Origin of the sequence: Neoaquamicrobium microcysteis, from assembly GCF_008180155.1 — a bacterium.
GTDB classification, from domain to species: domain Bacteria; phylum Pseudomonadota; class Alphaproteobacteria; order Rhizobiales; family Rhizobiaceae; genus Aerobium; species Aerobium microcysteis.
The window spans coordinates 1-17,203 of sequence record NZ_VSZS01000049.1 but is presented as its reverse complement, the minus strand read 5'-3'; the positions used below and the strand labels follow the sequence as shown (position 1 = coordinate 17,203).

The window sequence follows — 17,203 nt, the reverse complement described above, 5'->3', positions numbered from 1 at the left end:
CTATTCGTTGAACGCCATCACCAGCGGCAGGCCGAACAGCGAGGCCCAGGCCTGCGCACTCGATCGCTGGATGGCAACGATATTGGTATTGCCGCTCCACCAGGCGTTGCCGGTCGCGACTATGACCTCGGGCGCATAAAGCATCGACTGGATGACGGGCCAAATGATCAGTTGCTCGTAGCAGATGAGCGGCGCAACCTTCAGCCCACTGAACTCGAAGACCGGATTGGCGAAAAACCGCGCATGCGCACCGCCGGTGGTCCAGGGTTGCCACATGGAGACCGGGATCGGCATGCGCTCGCGGTAAAGGATCTCCGCGCCCTTCCCCGAAACCCCGAGCATCACATTGTCGTAGCCGACCGGATCGACGATAGCCGCCCCGCCATTGACCATGATGTCGAGGCTGGAAAGCTCGCGGGTCCAAAGCCGCTCGGTCGTGGCACTCCACAAGCCCATGGCGCTTTCCGGCAGGATCGCGACACGCGCACCCTCGCCGGCTGCGGTCTCGACCAGCCGTATCGTCCCGACCTGCTGATGATAATCGGCATACTGTCCCGATGCTTCGAAACTGAACCTGGTGTCGATGCCCCGCCAGCCTGCCGGCTCGACCGGCGGGGTCCAGTTCTGGGCGGACCAAGCGAAGGCGAGCATCGCAACGCCCGCCGCAATCGGCCATGCGCGCGTTGTCATCGCGATCAACAGGGCGCCGGTCGTGGCAAGGCCGAACCAGGCCCAGCCAGGGAAGAGAACACCGGCCGCTGTGATCGGATGTGCCCAACCGACAATCCCTAACGGCGGCACGCTCAGAACGACGGCTGCTATCGCGTAGCGTACCGGCCGCCGCCAGCCGCCGCGCGATGTCCACAACACGGCATGGACAGCGACGAACATCAGCGAGGCGGCAAGCCAGAGGCCAAGGCCGATTGCGAGCTGCGTGCCGAAGAAAATCGAGGCGCCGACCGGCAGACCGCGTGATGCACCGAGAAAATGCGCAAGCGCGACCAGGCTCGCAACCGTGCGCGAAGGAGCGAAGGCCCAAAGGGCCGGGAAGGCGACACCGATGGCGAAGGCGAGTGGATGCCCGCTCCACCCTATCGCCCCTGTGATGGCGCCGCCGGCGACAAACAGGACGGCCTGTGAGATCCTACGGCGCGAAGGTGATGATTTCCTGTGCGAGCCCAAGGACGCCGGCGGCCGGAAGCGGCCCAAAATATCTTGAATCATAGGAACCAACAAAATCGGAATGGAGAAACACTTCGCCCTCGGGCACGACGCCGCCCGTCCAGGGCGTCATCGGCCGCCCTTTGGCGTCCAGGGCGTGAACGGTCGAAGCTGCCAAGGGCACGTCATCGATGATGACCTGGTTCTCGACGCGGATGGACTGCCCGGCCAACGCGACGACGGTCTTGATGAGCGGCGCTGTGCCGGCTGGGCAAAGCCCACGGGGCAGATAGAAGCGCTCGCGGGCAAGATCGACGGCGGGACCGGAAGGCGGGCAGATGAATACACGGTCGCCGACCGCAACCGGCCGGTCCAGCGTTTCTATCTGCCAAAGGCCGAGGGGATATGAGGGTGTGAAGTTCACCCGATAGCCGCCCCATGCGAAGACTGCCGCCATCGAACCGAGAAGGATGGCCCCGGCGCCGATGATCACAAGCGCCCTGCCCTGTCTCGTCATCGGGTCATGCCCTGATCGCGGACCTGGCCCTGGGCCTGAGTCTGCTTCTGCGCCCGTTCATAGGCCGCGACGCGCTGCGCAGCGTTGAAACTTGGCCATGCCGCGACCAGTTTCGACCGGTCGCCCTCGGCGACTTGTGCCGCGGCTGCCTCATAGGCCGGCCCCTTGGCCTCTTTCGAGCCAAGGAAGGCGCGTTCCCCAAAACGCTGATCGAGCGCCTTGTTGAGCTGGTCGATCTCCGCCTTCGCCATTTTGTCGGCCAGGGCGAAACCGAGCGCGGCCGAAAGATCGTTGCGATCGATCGCATCGCGGATGCGGTCAAGCACGCCCTGCGCCGATCCGGACAATGCAGGAATGTCGACGCGGCTGCGGTCACGCTCGCGCGACAATTCGACGGTGCGAAGATCTCCGATCTGGGCGCGTAGCCGCACATAGCGGGCAAGGTTGTCCTTGAGTGCCGGAACGTTGTTCAAGGCCCGCTGCCGTTCCGCCTTGGCGACAGCCGATGCGAACATGCCGGTCTTGCCGCGCAACTCACCGTAGGCCTCCGGATCGCGACCGAGCTGGTCGAGGATGCGGGTTTGCGCTGTTTGCCTTTCCGCTTCACTGGCGCTCATGATTGCGGAAAGGTTCATCGCATCAATAGCGCCATCGGGATTCTCATAGACTTGGGCAACGCGGTCGCGAAGCTGGGTCCAGGCATGGGTAAGCGTGGCGTCTGATTGCAATTTGGCCTCCACGAGCTGCGGGATGGATTGCGCCCAGGTCGCGAGGCCGCGAATCCAGGGCTGGGAAACGGGAGCAGCAGTCGCGGTCGCGGCAGCCGCTGCCTGACGATCGGCGGCACGACCGAACCGCCCGATGAAAATTGAAAGCCTGGCGGCGGCCGTCTCGAGCCGATCGCGCTGCTCCCTGATCCAACGGAGCTGGTTCTCGACCAGGGCTTTCGCCACACGCGCGCCGTAGAGGCCGCGACTGTTGGCATAGGAAAGCGCCTGCTCGTAGAGCTTCGATCCGGCGAAATCGAGCGTCGTGTCCTTGGCCCCGCGCTTGGAGAGATTCTGGATGAGCCCGCCCGCCTTCTCGAAAGAGCGGCGTCCGTAATAAAGCTTCACGTCATGCCGGTGGCGAGTCATCGCCACATAGGTCAGGTGCCGGTCGAGCGAGAGCGTGGCCAGCACCTTCACCCGGTCGATGGTGGCGCCCTGGGACTTGTGAATGGTGGTCGCATAGCCGTGGTCGACATTGCGATATAACCGCTGGTCAACCTCCACACGCCGTCTGTCGCCCGGACCACCTCCATCGCCGACCTCGGCGACGAAGCGCCCTTTCTCGGCCTCGATGATGCGGCCGATCATGCCGTTCTTGACGCCAAGCGAACCCTCGTTCTTCAGGAACACGATCTGATCGCCGGGAGCGAAGTTCCGCATCCCGTCCTCGGTGCGGAAGGCATGGCCTTGCTCGATCACACCACGCTCGAGAAGCGCGCCACGTGCGAGCTCGTTCAGTGTCCGCACATCGCGGCGAAGATGCGCAAGGATCAAGCTCGACCGGTTCGGGTCGTAGTCGGCAATCCAGTCGCGGACGAGCGCGCTGACCGCCTGGTCCTTCAACTCCATTCCGATCAAGCGCCCCCGCCTCTGATAGGCGGAGATCGCCGCGCCGATCTTGCCTCGGGCAAGATCCATCGAGGCATCGCGCATCCATTGCTCGCGCTGACGATAGATCGTGCCGAGCTCGGCATAGCCGACGCGATCGGCGAGCGAGCGGAATGCAGCGCCCGCCTCGATCGGCTGCAGTTGGTCGGCATCACCGACAAGAACGAGCTTGGCGCCGGCATGGGCAATGGCCGAAACGAAGTCCGCCATCTGGCGCGACGACACCATGCCCGCCTCGTCCATCACGAACACGCATCTTTTGTCCAGGTGAAGACGGCCCCGCTCCCATTGCAATTGCCATGACGCGAGCGTGCGCGAGGCAATGCCAGCCTCCTTTTCTAAACCTTCGGCCGCCTTGCCGGCGAGCGCCCCGCCGACAACGCGATAGCCCGAAGCCTCCCATACCTCGCGCGCGGCCTTCATCATGGTGGTCTTGCCGGCGCCGGCGCGGCCGACGATGATGGCAAGGCGCTCGTCCCCGGTGATGCGTTCCAGACCGATGCCCTGCTCGTCGGAAATCTGCGTCTGGCCGGCAATGACTTCGGCGCGCGCGCTCATTGAGACACCGAACCGGCCGTTCGTCGCGAGATGCTCGGCCCGATACCCCATCTCGGCTTCAATGCGGATCATGTCACGCGTCGCAAAACGCTCCGGCAGTCGCTCGCCGGTTTCCGGATCGACCCCTTCCGCCTCGATCTTCACGGCTTCCGGGCTTCCCATGACGCGCGCCAACAAGTTCGCGAACTGGCCGGGATCATCGACATAGCGGTGCAGATATTTGGCGACGTCCCGCTCGTCGAAGACGCTCTTCTCGCGCGCGATCGCGTCCAGTACGATCTCCGGTCGGCGCTCTATCCGGCGCGCATTCTCGCGCCGCGTTTCCTCGTGCAACGCGAGCCGTTCAAGCCTGGCCTCGCGCCCTTCAGCCTCTGCCTCCCGCTGAATGTTTTTGGCTTGAACACCGATATGCGAAGTCGGTTCAAAATCGATGCCGCGCTCGGCATAGGAGCGGCCATCGACACGAATGTCATGGCCGTTCAATTCGAGATGCTTGTTCTGGGCGGCATACCAGGCTTCCCGCAATGCGAGGAAGTCGGCCTTGTCACCTGCCCAGAGCTTGTACACGATCTGGCCGGATTTCGACCGGACCGGCTGTCCGTCTTCTCCGATGACCGGCACCTTCTTGCCGCCGAAACCTTCTTCGGTCAGCGGGCGCAATGTCGTCATCAGATGCGCATGCGGATTGCCCGGCGCGTCGTGATAGACCCAATCCGCGACCAGCCCGCGCGTGCTGACATGCTCGGCGACGAACTCGCGCATCATTGCGATATTCTGCTCGGTGGTCAGCTCGCGCGGCAGCGCCAGAATAAACTCCTTGGCAAGTTGCGCGTCCCTGCGGGTCTCGAACGCCTCCACCTTGTTCCAGAAGGCTTCCGATGCTCCCGCAACCGAGCGGTCGGCAATAAGAGTCCTCGCCCAGTCCGGCGCATCGGTCGGCAACACGAACTCGTCATGGACCATGCCGGGCTTGCGCGAGAAGTCCGCCACCCTGCCTTCGCGCTCGTTCTCCATGCGGGCGCAATGGCGATAGGCTGCCGCCGCAACAGCACTGCGGCCTTCGCCGCGGCTGATCAGTTGAGGCGTGAAGTGGGTGATCGCCACGGGACAGGTGCTTTCTCGATCCGAACGCGAATGCTGTTCGGTCGAGCGCGGCCCCCCTCGGGGCCGAACGCAGCGACGTTGCTTGCAACGTATTACTGCGCCCTTGGACCGTTCTTCCGAACGGCGGGATTCTTCCCGAAATGCGTAGGCTGCGCCTACCTGTGGTTTTTCCCAGGGTGCGCTCCGCGCACATGCAATGCGATTCTCCGGATCGCATCGACCATCTACGAAACCGGAGAACCAAGCTGATGAGACGACCCACTTCCCGCATCCGAGAAGAAATCGAACGCCTGCAGGAGCAGCTGAAACTTGCCGAAGCCAAAGAGGCCGAACGCATCGGTCGACTGGCGCTGAAGGCGGGTTTGGGCGACGTGAGCGCGTCCGATGCCGAGCTGGTCGCTGGCTTCGAAGAGATGGCAAAGCGATTTCAAACGGGAACGAGGCAGAAGAAGTCCGAGCCGGCTGCTCGCTCTCAAGCGGACGCTTCTGATGCATGAACGCCGCTACCGGGCGTCACAGGCGGAAGCCCGGAAGAAGGATGCGCGCGAAAAGATCCAGCTCGGCGGGCTCATCATAAAGGCGGGGCTTCGCAGCGAGGATCGCGCCGTCATTCTCGGCGCCCTCATTGACGCGGTGGCGCGGCTCGGCGACGCGACAGAGCGCGCACGATTGACCGCAATCGGAAAGGCGATATTCGACAATGACAGCAAAGAAGCTGATGCTGCTGGCCGCACCGGCATTGATGATGTTGGGGATCGTGCTCGCGCTCCAGGGGATTGAGACCTGGCTTGCGTCATTCGGGAATTCGCCGGAGAGTTATCAGACGCTTGGGCGGATCGGTCTTGCCCTGCCCTATGCAGCTGCCGCCGCGATCGGTGTCATCTTCCTATTCGCCGCGAATGGCTCACTTGCAATTCAGTCGGCCGGCCTCGGCGTCCTGATCGGCGGCCTTGCCGCCGTCGTCTTCGCAGCGTTGTCCGAGATGACGCGCCTGTCCGCCTTCGCCAACCAGGTGCCCGAAGGAACGATATTCTCCTACCTCGACCTCTACCCCATCGGCGGCGCGGCGACGGCCTTCGTCGCCGGCATGTTCGGATTGCGGGTTGCGCTGCGCGGCAATGCCGCGTTTGGAGCGACAGGTCCAAAACGGCTCTCCGGCCGTCGCGCCATCCATGGCGACAGCCATTGGATGGACAGCGCCACAACGGCTCGTCTCTTTGCCGGAAGCGGCGGCATCGTCCTCGGTGAACGTTATCGCGTCGACGAGGATTCCGTTGCTGGCGTCAACTTCGATCCGCGTCTCAAGGAGACCTGGGGCAAGGGCGGAAGATCACCGCTCGTCTGCTTCGATTGCGGCTTCGGTTCGACCCATGGCATCGTCTTCGCCGGTTCCGGTGGCTACAAGACCACCTCCATGGTTGTGCCCACAGCGCTCAAGTTCAAGGGCTCGCTGATCGTTCTGGATCCCTCGACCGAGATTGCCCCCATGGTCGCCGCGCACCGCGAGGCGCATGGGCAGGACGTGCTCGTTCTCGATCCGAAACGACCCGACATCGGCTTCAATGTGCTCGATTGGATCGGCCGCTTCGGCAATGCGCCGGAGGAAGACATCGCCTCCGTGGCGGCGTGGCTGATGTCGGAGAGACCGCGCGTCACGTCCGGCGCGGACGATTTCTTCCGCGTCTCAGCCGAACAGCTCATCACCGGCGTCATCGCCGACGTGATGCTGTCCGATCCGGACGATACCAAGCGCGAACGATCGCTGCGCGTCGTGCGCGCGCGGCTGGCCGAGCCGGAAGAAACGCTCAAGGAAAAGCTCGCCGATCTTTATCAAAGCTCGACCTCCCGGTTCGTCAAGGAGGTCATCGCCCCCTTCATCAACATGACGCCGCAAACCTTCTCGGGCGTCTATGCGACGGCCGCCAAGGAGACGCATTGGCTGTCTTACGACAGCTATGCGGCCATCGTGTCGGGTAACACGTTCAGGACCGACGACATCGCCAACGGGCGCACCACCGTGTTCATCAACATCGATCTCTCGACCCTCGAAAATCATCCCGGCATGGCCCGTGTCATCATCGGTGCGTTCCTCAAGGCAATCTACAATCGCAACGGAGACATGCAGGAACGCGCCCTGTTCCTTCTCGATGAGGCCGCCCGCCTCGGCTACATGCGCATCATCGAAACCGCCCGCGATGCTGGCCGCAAATATGGCATCACCCTGCTGATGCTGTTCCAGTCACTCGGTCAGATGCGCGAAGCCTTCGGCGGGCGCGATGCGACCAGCAAATGGTTCGAGTCCGCGTCCTGGGTGTCGTTCTCGGCCATCAACGATCCGGAGACAGCGAAGTACATCTCCGAGCGCTGCGGCATGACCACCGTGGAGGTGAACCAGGTCAGCCGAACCTCGCGCGACATGGGTTCGTCCCGCACCCGCTCTCAACAGCTCTCGCAACGCCCGCTGATCCTGCCGCATGAAGTCACCCAGATGCGCGCCGATGAGCAGATCATCCTGACCGGTGGCAACCCGCCGCTGCGGTGCGGTCGCGCCATCTACTTCCGCCGTCCGGAAATGGCGGCGCTCGTCGGCAAGAGCAGCTTCCAGCCGAAGTCGGGAGCGGCTGGATCCTAAAACGGCAGCCGTCCCGCCCCGGTTTACCACAAGCTCGGGGGCTTCTCTTCGGCGCTATATGGGGAGCGCGTTCAGCCCCCTCGCCTGCTCCGCTGCGCTCCGCCCCGCCGACGGCGGGGTGGAAAACAGGGACGGCACGGGACTCTGTGCCTTGGCCGCATGACGGCGGCTCACGCAACGATTCTCGCTGACGAAAAGGGGGATCATCATTCGAGCATCACGACAAAACCGACGTGGCTGGCTCCCGGCAAGGACTCGGATTTCGGCATTCGGACCCGTTGCTGACCTTTGCCGATCGGCCAGCAACGCGACGCCATGACCCATCGGTGACCTTTCTTGTCTGCATCTCGAATGGCAGTAATGCGCCTCATGCCCGCCGTTGATTTCACCTTTGCCGCTGCCTGAGAGCGAACGTTGCTGTCGACCGTTCTGGACGTGGCGGTTGCGCCAGAAGAAGGTATTGTTGGCCGGTGTCGCATGAGGCTCAACCAGATCGGAGCTGACACTGGGCTCTACCAGCGGGCATTATTTGACCGGACACGCAGAGAATTCGCGCGGAATTTCCACAGGAGTTCGTATGAACTAGTAGTTGCCGGCGTGTATCAATAACGAATTCCACGTTCTCATTCAGTAGGCTAAACGATCGATTGACAGAAGAGTTCGGGAGGCAAGATGGCTGAAACTCAGATAGAGTGGACAGACTCCACTTGGAATCCCGTGGCAGGATGCTCGATCGTCACCGCGGGTTGCACCCATTGTTATGCGATGGAGATGGCCAAGCGCCTTGAGGCTATGGGCATCGGAAAATATGCGGGTCTCACTCGAAAAACGGGCAAGCGCACGGTGTGGAATGGCGTCGTGCGGGAGGACCGCGAGGCACTTTCTATTCCCTATGGGTGGAAAAAGCCGCGGAAGATCTTCGTAAACTCGATGAGCGATCTCTTCCACGAGGGCGTCAGCGACGAATTCATCCTCGGCGTCTGGAAGGTCATGCGCGAGACGCCGCGCCACAACTATCAGATCCTTACAAAGCGCCCCGAACGAATGTCAGCGCTTGTCGCCTCGCAGATGGACGACATCCTGCCTAATGTCTGGCTTGGCACTAGTATCGAAAATGCAGATGTCGTGAGCCGTGTCGACTACCTCCGCCAGGCGCCCGCAGCCATTCGCTTCATATCTTTTGAGCCACTGATTGGATCGGTCGGCGCTGTCGATCTGCGTGACATTCATTGGGCAATCGTGGGCGGTGAAAGCGGCAAATCCGCTCGGCCGATCAGGGAAGAATGGATCGATGAAATCTACGGCCAATGTCTGACCGCCGGCACCGCCTTCTTCTTCAAGCAGTGGGGGACCTGGGGTAAGGACAACAAAAAGCGCTCCAAGAAGGCCAACGGTCGTGAGTATCGCGGCCGCACTTGGGACGAGATGCCAGCAACCCCGCAGGACGCGGCTAGAATGTAGGATAGTATCTGTCGGGGGGAAGCGCAGGTGGTCGAGAAGCGATACGAATGGGCCGATGGGGCAAAGCTCGAGGAGCACTCACGCCGCAAACATAAAATACTACGTGAATATGTCTTCGACTACCTGACCGTGCGCTGCAGGCTACCTCAGCAAGAGCGGTTTCGGCTCGCCATTGTCGACGGTTTTGCCGGCGGGGGGCGATATCAGTGCGGCTCGCCCGGATCGCCGTTGATTTTCATCGAGGAATTGAAACGGGCCGTCGAGGCAGTGAACACGCAGCGTGCCGTCCAAGGGCTTGGCGCTGTCGAAGTCGAATGCCTGCTCGTTTTCAACGACGCCAACCGCGTCGCGATCGAGCTTTTGAAGACGCATGTCGCACCTATGCAAGCGGAGAGTAGCCAAACCTGTCCGAAATTGCATTTGCGCGTCGAATATCTGAACGAGTTCTTCGAAGTCGCCTATCACGATATCAAGCGCCTGCTAGAGCAAGGCCGGTATCGGAGCGTCATCTTCAATCTCGATCAATGCGGCCATAGTCATGTCGAGCGAAACACCATCCTCGACATCATGCATTCCTATCCCGCGGCGGAGGTCTTCTACACCTTCGTCATCAGTTCGCTGCTGGCGTTCCTCCAGAAGGACCAGCCGGACCGGCTTCGCGCCCAACTCGACCATGTCGGCCTGACGACTATTGACGTCCAGGCGCTCGATTCGCTGATGAGCCAGAAGGACTGGCTCGGCACTGCGGAAAAGATCGTATTCGATGCTTTCCGATTATGCGCGCCCTATGTCAGCCCCTTTTCGATCAACAACCCAGAAGGCTGGCGTTATTGGCTGATTCACTTCGCCAACGCTTATCGAGCAAGGCAGGTCTACAACAATATCCTTCACGATAACGCCAGCTTGCAGGCGCACTTCGGTCGGTCAGGCCTAAACATGCTGTCCTACGATCCAACGCATGATGAAGGCATGCTGTACCTCTTCGATATCAGCGGTCGGGCATCGGCGAAAAATCAGCTTCTGGGGGACATTCCGCGCCTGATCACGGAATCCGGGAACGCCATGCCCGTCATGGATTTCTACGAGAGCATCTACAACATCACCCCTGCCCATGCCGACGACGTGCATGCGGCAATCATAGAGAACCCCGACCTAGAGGTAATAACGCCCGCCGGAGGTGAGCGAAGGAAGGCCAATACGATTGGTGTCGATGACGTTATCAAAATCAAGAAGCAGATCAGCTTCTTTCCGATGTTTTTGAACGCCGGAATGAAAGGGGGCGCCAAGAAATGACCGCGCGGCATCGTCGGGATCCGGAATGGCGTGAGTTCGAACGCTTGATCGCGCGGATCGAGGCCGACGCGGGGCCCCAAGGCCTGGTCGTGACGTCTCCAGATCGTCTGCGCTGCAAGCTCACCGGTCGGATGAGAGAAGTTGACGCCACCATTCGAGCCAAGGTGGGCACGACCGAAATGCTCGTCACGATCGAATGTCGGCGCCGCGCGAAGACTCAGGACGTAACCTGGATCGAGCAGCTAGCCACAAAGAAGACTTCGATTGGCGCCGATCGAACCATTGCCGTCAGTGTATCGGGCTTTTCCTCGGACGCTCAGATCGCCGCGTCCCATGCGGGGATTTCGCTGCGCAAAGTTTCAGACCTTACGGCGGCGGACGTCAATCCGCTGCTCGGCCTGGATCTGGTGATATTCTGGCATAAGGCGTGCGCCATCACCGGAGCCGGCATTCGGACGTATCGATCTGGAGAAGAGATCGTACCCGAACCCGACGACGCGGATTATGTCCTTCCTCCTGATACGGATTTGTTCCAGCCGATCTTCCATGACGCGGAAGACAGCACGAGTTGGTCGTTGAATGACGTGTGGCGAAAGGTTCAAGAGACCTTAAATCCCTATGCGGAAATAGCGAAGGGCGCGCCGCCCATCGTGCGGACTGCGCGGGTTCCCTACCCAGGAACGGTCACTATCGACACTCCGGAAGGGCCTCGACGCCTGGGCTATGTCTTCTTGGGAATGGCGATGTGGATCGAACCGGAGTTCGTCTCGATTGAGGAGGCACTTAAGGTTTCATACGCAGAACCTCAAGGTCGTTCTGTGCATCGGCTAGAGTTTGCGTCAGGGCGTACCCAGGACTGGCGCATTTCTTTGCAGGCGCAGGCCGACTCCGAAGATATCTCTGACGTTCGAGTCGGCGGAAACTGGCCCCATAACAAACCATGATGTCGTATTGCACCGAACCCCCACCGATACGCCCGCCTCAATGTCATGTTGAACCATTGTTTAGAAAGTGATTGCTTTGGGAGAATTGAATGACCGCGCACGGCCGGCCCAGCTGAATGCCGCGCTCCAGGCCGCATGGAATTATCGGGTGGGACCGTGCCTGTCCAGAGACGGTGATTGTGCCCGGGTGCGCTCCTGAGCCTGGGCCCTGTCAAGCGCTTTCAGTACGCCTCTCAATTCTTCGAGCTGCTTCTCGTCGACGCCGTGCCTGGTGGCAAGTGGACCGAGATTCTTGCCCGAACGCAATGCTGCCAGATCATCACCGAAACGGCGCTCTAATGCGCTCGTGGTACGCCGCAGCTCGACCTTGAGGTCGGGCGAGAGCACATCACCCCGATCAAGCGCGCTCATGAGCTGGTCGCTCGGCTGCGGAACCTCGACGCCCGCCCGCCGCACCTGGTCGTGACGCTGCTGCTGCATCATCTGCCGGATTCCATGCACGATTTTCAGGTAGCTCTCGGCGATCCCGCGAAAGCTGGGCTGTGCAGCGATCGCTTGGCGGTGTGCCTCCCGCTCCTGACGGCTGGCAAGAATGGCGCCCCTGCCGGCAAGCGGCCCGAACCGCTCGGGAGCATCCCGCAACTCCGAAATCACCTGCCGATTGCCGATCTCACCGTCAAGAGCGGCATTCCGGATGGCTTCCATCACCGGTCGGTAGTCGGCGAATATCGTCTTTGCCGTGGCGACAAGGCGTTTCATCGCCTCGGTGGCGCTTTCGGAAGCGGCGATCCGTTCTAGTAGCTCGACCTTCGGAACCTCCGTGGCGAGGGTCCGGCCGGGAAGCAATGCAGCCCGTTCTGCCTGCCCAATGTCGGTGCGGCTTTGGGCCTCCATCCGTGCCTGGCTCTGCTCACGCGCATGTTCGCGTTGGCGCGCGTCGGTGAGGATGCGTGTCAGATAGTGGGTTTCACCATGGGTGCCGACCACCAGCGCATGACGGACATATTCGGCATTCGCACGGATCAACTCACGGTCCAGCGCGAAGCCCTTCGCCGCCGCAAACTGGTGCATGAAGGTCATGGTTGTGCGCGTATTGCCTTCCCGGAACGGATGGACCTTCCAGATATCGACAATCATCCTGGCAAATGCGGCCATGTCCTCGGGCCGGGACAGGTCCCTGAGACCCGACCAATCGCTGGCATTGAGTTGCTTCAGGCAGTGCTCGACCTCGAGGCGCGCCAGGTGGAACTGTGCGTACTCGACACTGCCGCCGCCCAGCTTCTCCTCGGCCTTGACCATATCGATGCGGCGGATTTCGCCGGCGAACGGATACACCGGCGCAAAGATGCGCCGGTGTATTTCCAGCAGGTGGGGGAGGCCGAATTCGCCTTTGACCGGATTGTCGTAAAGACCCTTCAACGTCTTCAGGGTCTCCCGACGCTCCTTGCTGTCGAGCTTGGCCTGATCCCTGATGTTGAAATGATTGATGAGGACTGTCGTGCCCGGATAAAGATAGGGGTCACTCATCAAGCGGCACGGGCACGCCTTGCTTCGACATAGGCATCGCCCAGCTGATCGCAATCCTCTTCGCTCAACAGCCCGGCCTCTTCGCACAAGACGAGGAACTGTTCGAACAGGTTTGGCTCGTCCCGCGACACAGCCATTGCCGAAAGCGCGGCCTTGTGACCATCAGTCAGCATTGCTGCGACGATCGGCTCGAGCGGCTTCTGATCGAGGGTTCTGATGACCTGTTTGGCAAGCCGCAACGCATGTGCGCGATCTGCGACAGCGGGGCTTTCCACTAGCGTTGCGGTCATGTTTCAGGCTCCAACAACTTGCTCTTTTGTATAGCCGAAATTCGGCTCGAAAGCCAGACTCGGCAGTCCTTTCGCCGGTACGGCCAGCCATCCAATTTGCCCGCGGCGTCAAGCAGAAGGCCCCGCCGTTTCGGCGGGGCCTGCAGGCTGACGTGATCAGTCCCGGTTCGGTCGGGACCAGATCAACTGAAGGCCTTCCTCGCCTTCCACCTCGATCAGGGTGGCATAGATCGGAGCGGGGAAGCTCGGATCGTCCAGCTTGACCGAGAGGTAGTCGCGGCCCTTGTTGGAGGTCATTTGCCATGCGGCGCCCAGCTCGACATTGGCTGCTGCGAAGATGCGGAAGTGCGGACCCTTGTCGGAAGGGTTCTCGACGCGGACCAGCTTAGCCTTGACGTTGAGGTTGAGGGTCTTGATCGTGCCGGAAAAGCCGGTGCCGGTCGAGGTGAAGGTGCCGATGGTAGCCATGTGTCTCATTCCTTGGGTTTTTCTCGGGCCGCGACCATCGCGACCTCGATGGCGGTCGACAGACCGGAGGCGATCGGCCCGCACCCCGAAGGGGCCGGAATGAAATGGAGGGCGGCGGGAAGAGACTTTCTTGACCCGCGAGGAATGGACGCGCAGCGGCCAGGGGAAGAAAGTCGAGATCAGCCGTTGCGAGGACAAGAGCGAGACCGAGAGCAGCGAGATCGGCCTTCGGTCAGACCAGCCACATCGAGGACGCAGGTGGGTGTGTCCGTAGCAGAAGCAACCGGAATGAAGACCGGCGTCGTCTCATCGGTATTGCCCTGCAAACCACCAGAACGGCCGGAACGGCCATCCCCGGCAACGACCAACCACCAAGCGCAGGTGCACGGGTGGAGTCCCGGGTCATCGACCAGCAATTCCACCTTTTCTCGGCCGGTCGATCAGCCCCTTGGCGCCGTGACTGAGGTCGAGAGGACTGACGCGGTTCTTTATTCATGCCGGATCGAAGCCGGGCCCCATCGACGTCCGCCACTGGCCAGGCGGATCGCCCAATTCATTGTCCTGTCCCGCCGAACCATCACGGAAATGAATCGCCGGTGACGGATCGATTCATCAAATGCGTTGGACTGCGAAGGCTGGGCGCACAAGAATTCCCGAATGGAAGAACCCCGTGAAACGCCGCTCTATCTGGAACGGGTCGACCCCAACCGGAACATGGCCCGGTTCTACGTCATCTCCGTTCAGCCCACCCTGTTCGGAGAGCTGTCGCTCATCCGCAACTGGGGGCGGATCGGCGCTGCCGGCCGGAGCAAGATCGAGACCTTCCCGGACATGGAAGGGTTGACCAGGGCCACAATGCGGCTGGAGCGGCGGAAGCGACGACGTGGTTATGTTGAGAGCTGAGAGCCGGATTGCTGTAGCCGGAGCCACATCAAAATCGCGGCCTATATCTCAAGGGCTGAGGATCCCGCATCGCAGCGCGGCCCCTCGCCTGGCACTGAGTCACGCTTCGGCCGGGATCGAAGCGCGGAGCATCAGGCCGCCTCCGCAACCCTGGCCGCCGGCTGAAGATCGTGCAGGTAGGTGGCTGCGCGTTGAGCGTGCGCGGCGGCCGAGAAAATGAAACGCTTCTCGTTGGAGAGCACCTCGAGCCAGGACTTGAGGTAACTGGCGTGGTCCGGCCGCGGCTCGAGCTCCGGCACGATGCCGAGGTCCGCGCAGAGGAACACTGACCCCAGTTCGGCGATCAGCTCCTCGCGGCTGCGTTCGCTTCGGTCCTTGTGGTAGCGGCTGAGATCGCGGTTGACCCGGTGGGCCGGAGCTGTCCAGTGGATGGTCTCGTGCGCCCTGACGGCGACGAAGGATTCCGCATCACGGAAGCTCTCGAAGACCGGGAGCTGGATGTGGTCGGACGAGGGCGCGTAGAATGCCTTTGTGCCGCCATAAACGACCCTGGCGCCTGTCGCGTCGAAGAACGCATCGGCGTGGGCGATGCGCGTGACGGGATCGATCACCGGCTGCGGCGCACCATAATAGTGATCCGGCAGTCCCTCGATCTGGTCGACATTGAAGACCGAATAGGCCTTGAGGAACGGGATGCCGCGCTCGACCTCATCGCCACGCTCGTCGGTCTCGGTCCTGGTGAACTGGCTGGCATAGACGACGGTCGAGCCGGTCTCGCCCTTGCGGACATGCCCGCCAAGCTCGACCGATTGCTTGAACGTCATCCAGATGGGCGAGGCGAAGCCTCGTGCGACGGCCTCCGACCAGAGCAGGATGACATTGATGCCCTGGTAGGGCGTTCCATTTTGGCGCAGCGGCCGCGTAATGCGACCGGCGGTGTTGGCAGTACTCCAGGGCTTGACCCACGGACGAACACCCTTCTCCAGATCCGCGACGATGCGGTCCGTGATCTTCGCGTAGATGTCGACGCGGTGTTTCTTGTCTTTCCTGTTTATCATCAGAACCTCCATTCGAGGCCGCGCCGATCGCGGCCGTCACGAGGTCCGACCGCGGAGGACCGCAGGTTCGCGAACCCGGGAGGATCGATCTGAAGAAGGAGAGACGTCGCAGCCGGGCCGGAACGGCAGTGGAGGACGGCATCGCCGTTTCGCGGAACGAGGACCGGAGCAGGACCAACGATCGTGACGGCCGCGATCGCGCCGGCCTCGCCATGGGTCTTCCAGTTTTTCTTCCGCCTCCCGGTCCCGCGGAAGCCAGCGGCGTCTGCCGCAGCACAGAAAAAAGGGCCGGCACCCCATCGGGTCCGGCCTGCGAAGATTCGGAAAAGCAAAGGGCGGAGCCGGAGCCCCGCCCGCGGCCGCTATCCGAGAGCGGCCATCTGGAGGTCGGCGGCCTGGCGGCTGACGGTTTGGCCGGGATTTTCGGCCTGCCGCTCGTAGGGCTTCCAGCTCTCGCCGACGATATGCTCATAGGCCGCGACCACTCCCTCGGCCGCCATGCGCAGGGCATGGGCCTGGATACCCATGTCGGCGGCGAACTCGCGCTTGCGTTGGGCGGCGCTGTCGAACCCGACCGGGCCGTCGCGATCCTCGTCGCGCATGTCGTTGGCGAGCCGGGCGGTCGCGTCCTTGGCCTCGGTGACGGCCTTGGAGTAGAACTGCCCAGCCCCGAAAGCGGACCCGACATGGGAACCGACGATCCGCTGGAGGTGGATCTGCATGGCCTTGTCGGAAAGGCCGTCAGAGAGGGTGTCGGCGCTTTCGATCAGGGTGCGCTCGTGGAAGTCCCGGATACCGTCGCTGTCGAGGACGGCGAGCCCGAAGCTTTCGGAGATGAGTGCGGCCTGGTTGGCATCCGGGCAGCACAGACGAACCATTTCGAGGGTGGTGCCCTTGCGGAGTTGGACGACGCGAGCCTTGGCCTTGGTGGAGCGGGTTGAACTGGACATGAAGCAATCCTTTCTAGCGATGCCCTTCGGGCGATCCGGCCCCGTGCCGGTCTTCCCTGCGGGTGCGGTCGAAAAGAACCGGCGGAAGCTGGACGCTTCAGGGTCCGGGGCCTGCCAGGCGAGCAAGGTTGGCTTGCGGACAAGCGGGGCTAACAGCCCTGCGCGGAACGCGGGCCGGCCTTGTCGAGATCGGCTGGCTCCGGCCGCATCGCGGCGCAAAGCGGCCTTGAAGGGGCCAGCCGCCGGTTCAGACCGCAGCAAACCCGCCGGGAAGACCGGCACGGGGATGGTTCCATGAGATTGGCTCGCGCGAGGAAGTGCGACAGATCAATCCGCTTCCGACGGCAGCACGGTTGGACAGCCGCCGCGCGGCTCTACCCGGATATTGCCCTGCTACCCGCACAGCCCCGCCAGACGGTCCCGCACAGGGCCGCCCCTCCCGATTGCAGGTCACGGCACGCGGAATCGCGCGTGGAGATGCGCGGGGAAGAATCAGGCCGCGCGGCGGCCCGCCATATCCGGCTCCGGATCGACCTCCGGCAGACCGTGGCGGCGACGGAAGGCGGCGATGTCCGGCGTCAGCACTGATGGGACCAAATCGGCTTAACTGAGAACGGAGGATTTCTGGTTCATCGTAGCCTTTCAAAGGAGCGAAGATGAGACAGAAATCCGGAACCGG

General features: G+C 62.2%; 15 protein-coding genes. 7 read left to right on the top strand and 8 right to left on the bottom strand.

Features of this window, described 5'->3' with window-relative positions; genetic code table 11:
• Genes FY036_RS01485 through traA form a run of 3 tightly spaced genes read right to left on the bottom strand, consistent with a single transcriptional unit; the run spans nucleotide 1 to nucleotide 4,998 of the window.
• Nucleotides 1–1,182 (bottom strand): conjugal transfer protein TraB, encoded by a 1,182-nt coding sequence (locus FY036_RS01485; protein ID WP_235897446.1) that lies wholly within the window; start codon nucleotides 1,180–1,182, stop codon nucleotides 1–3.
• Nucleotides 1,145–1,678, bottom strand: a complete 534-nt coding sequence (traF, locus tag FY036_RS01480; RefSeq protein ID WP_148912943.1) for a conjugative transfer signal peptidase TraF — start codon at nucleotides 1,676–1,678, stop codon at nucleotides 1,145–1,147. Before traF ends, FY036_RS01485 begins: the two co-directional genes overlap by 38 nt.
• Nucleotides 1,675–4,998: a Ti-type conjugative transfer relaxase TraA gene (gene traA, locus FY036_RS01475; protein WP_148912942.1), complete on the bottom strand. Its 3,324-nt coding sequence runs from the start codon at nucleotides 4,996–4,998 to the stop codon at nucleotides 1,675–1,677. Before traA ends, traF begins: the two co-directional genes overlap by 4 nt.
• 248 nt (nucleotides 4,999–5,246) lie before the next feature.
• On the opposite strand from traA, the gene FY036_RS01470 reads away from it, so the two are divergent.
• The 6 genes from FY036_RS01470 (at nucleotide 5,247) to FY036_RS01445 (ending at nucleotide 11,328) form a co-directional block, all read left to right on the top strand.
• The gene (locus FY036_RS01470; RefSeq protein WP_148912941.1) at nucleotides 5,247–5,495 is read left to right on the top strand and encodes a TraC family protein; all 249 of its coding nucleotides are present in this window, start codon (nucleotides 5,247–5,249) and stop codon (nucleotides 5,493–5,495) included.
• Nucleotides 5,488–5,778 (top strand): conjugal transfer protein TraD, encoded by a 291-nt coding sequence (traD, locus tag FY036_RS01465; RefSeq protein WP_148912940.1) that lies wholly within the window; start codon nucleotides 5,488–5,490, stop codon nucleotides 5,776–5,778. The genes FY036_RS01470 and traD overlap by 8 nt, the downstream gene beginning before the upstream one ends.
• On the top strand, nucleotides 5,699–7,630 hold the full coding sequence (traG, locus tag FY036_RS01460; RefSeq protein WP_148912939.1) for a Ti-type conjugative transfer system protein TraG: 1,932 nt from the start codon (nucleotides 5,699–5,701) through the stop codon (nucleotides 7,628–7,630). Before traD ends, traG begins: the two co-directional genes overlap by 80 nt.
• A gap of 672 nt (nucleotides 7,631–8,302) precedes the next feature.
• Nucleotides 8,303–9,091 carry a DUF5131 family protein gene (locus FY036_RS01455; protein ID WP_148912938.1) on the top strand — a complete coding sequence of 263 codons (789 nt, stop codon included), beginning with the start codon at nucleotides 8,303–8,305 and terminating at the stop codon, nucleotides 9,089–9,091.
• Nucleotides 9,092–9,118: 27 nt separating this feature from the next.
• Nucleotides 9,119–10,384: a three-Cys-motif partner protein TcmP gene (locus FY036_RS01450; protein ID WP_148912937.1), complete on the top strand. Its 1,266-nt coding sequence runs from the start codon at nucleotides 9,119–9,121 to the stop codon at nucleotides 10,382–10,384.
• A complete protein-coding gene (locus tag FY036_RS01445) occupies nucleotides 10,381–11,328 on the top strand; it encodes a restriction endonuclease (protein ID WP_148912936.1) in 948 nt (315 codons plus the stop codon). The genes FY036_RS01450 and FY036_RS01445 overlap by 4 nt, the downstream gene beginning before the upstream one ends.
• A gap of 141 nt (nucleotides 11,329–11,469) precedes the next feature.
• Here FY036_RS01445 and FY036_RS01440 read toward each other — a convergent pair whose 3' ends face one another.
• From FY036_RS01440 to FY036_RS01430, 3 genes are all read right to left on the bottom strand, one after another.
• Nucleotides 11,470–12,855, bottom strand: coding sequence for a Fic/DOC family protein (locus tag FY036_RS01440; RefSeq protein ID WP_148912935.1), 1,386 nt, complete (start codon nucleotides 12,853–12,855; stop codon nucleotides 11,470–11,472).
• Complete coding sequence (locus FY036_RS01435; protein WP_148912934.1) at nucleotides 12,855–13,145, bottom strand: hypothetical protein; 291 nt, start codon at nucleotides 13,143–13,145, stop codon at nucleotides 12,855–12,857. The genes FY036_RS01440 and FY036_RS01435 overlap by 1 nt, the downstream gene beginning before the upstream one ends.
• A gap of 156 nt (nucleotides 13,146–13,301) precedes the next feature.
• On the bottom strand, nucleotides 13,302–13,613 hold the full coding sequence (locus FY036_RS01430) for a DUF736 domain-containing protein (protein WP_148912933.1): 312 nt from the start codon (nucleotides 13,611–13,613) through the stop codon (nucleotides 13,302–13,304).
• A 657-nt stretch (nucleotides 13,614–14,270) separates the two neighbouring features.
• Here FY036_RS01430 and FY036_RS01420 point away from each other — a divergent pair.
• The gene (locus FY036_RS01420; RefSeq protein ID WP_148912932.1) at nucleotides 14,271–14,516 is read left to right on the top strand and encodes a WGR domain-containing protein; all 246 of its coding nucleotides are present in this window, start codon (nucleotides 14,271–14,273) and stop codon (nucleotides 14,514–14,516) included.
• Between the two features lie 131 nt (nucleotides 14,517–14,647).
• On the opposite strand, the gene FY036_RS01415 is transcribed toward FY036_RS01420, so the two are convergent.
• Both FY036_RS01415 and FY036_RS01410 read right to left on the bottom strand, forming a co-directional pair.
• Nucleotides 14,648–15,571 carry an ArdC family protein gene (locus FY036_RS01415; protein ID WP_148912967.1) on the bottom strand — a complete coding sequence of 308 codons (924 nt, stop codon included), beginning with the start codon at nucleotides 15,569–15,571 and terminating at the stop codon, nucleotides 14,648–14,650.
• Nucleotides 15,572–15,936: 365 nt separating this feature from the next.
• Complete coding sequence (locus FY036_RS01410) at nucleotides 15,937–16,524, bottom strand: hypothetical protein (protein ID WP_148912931.1); 588 nt, start codon at nucleotides 16,522–16,524, stop codon at nucleotides 15,937–15,939.
• Nucleotides 16,525–17,203: the final 679 nt, after the last annotated feature.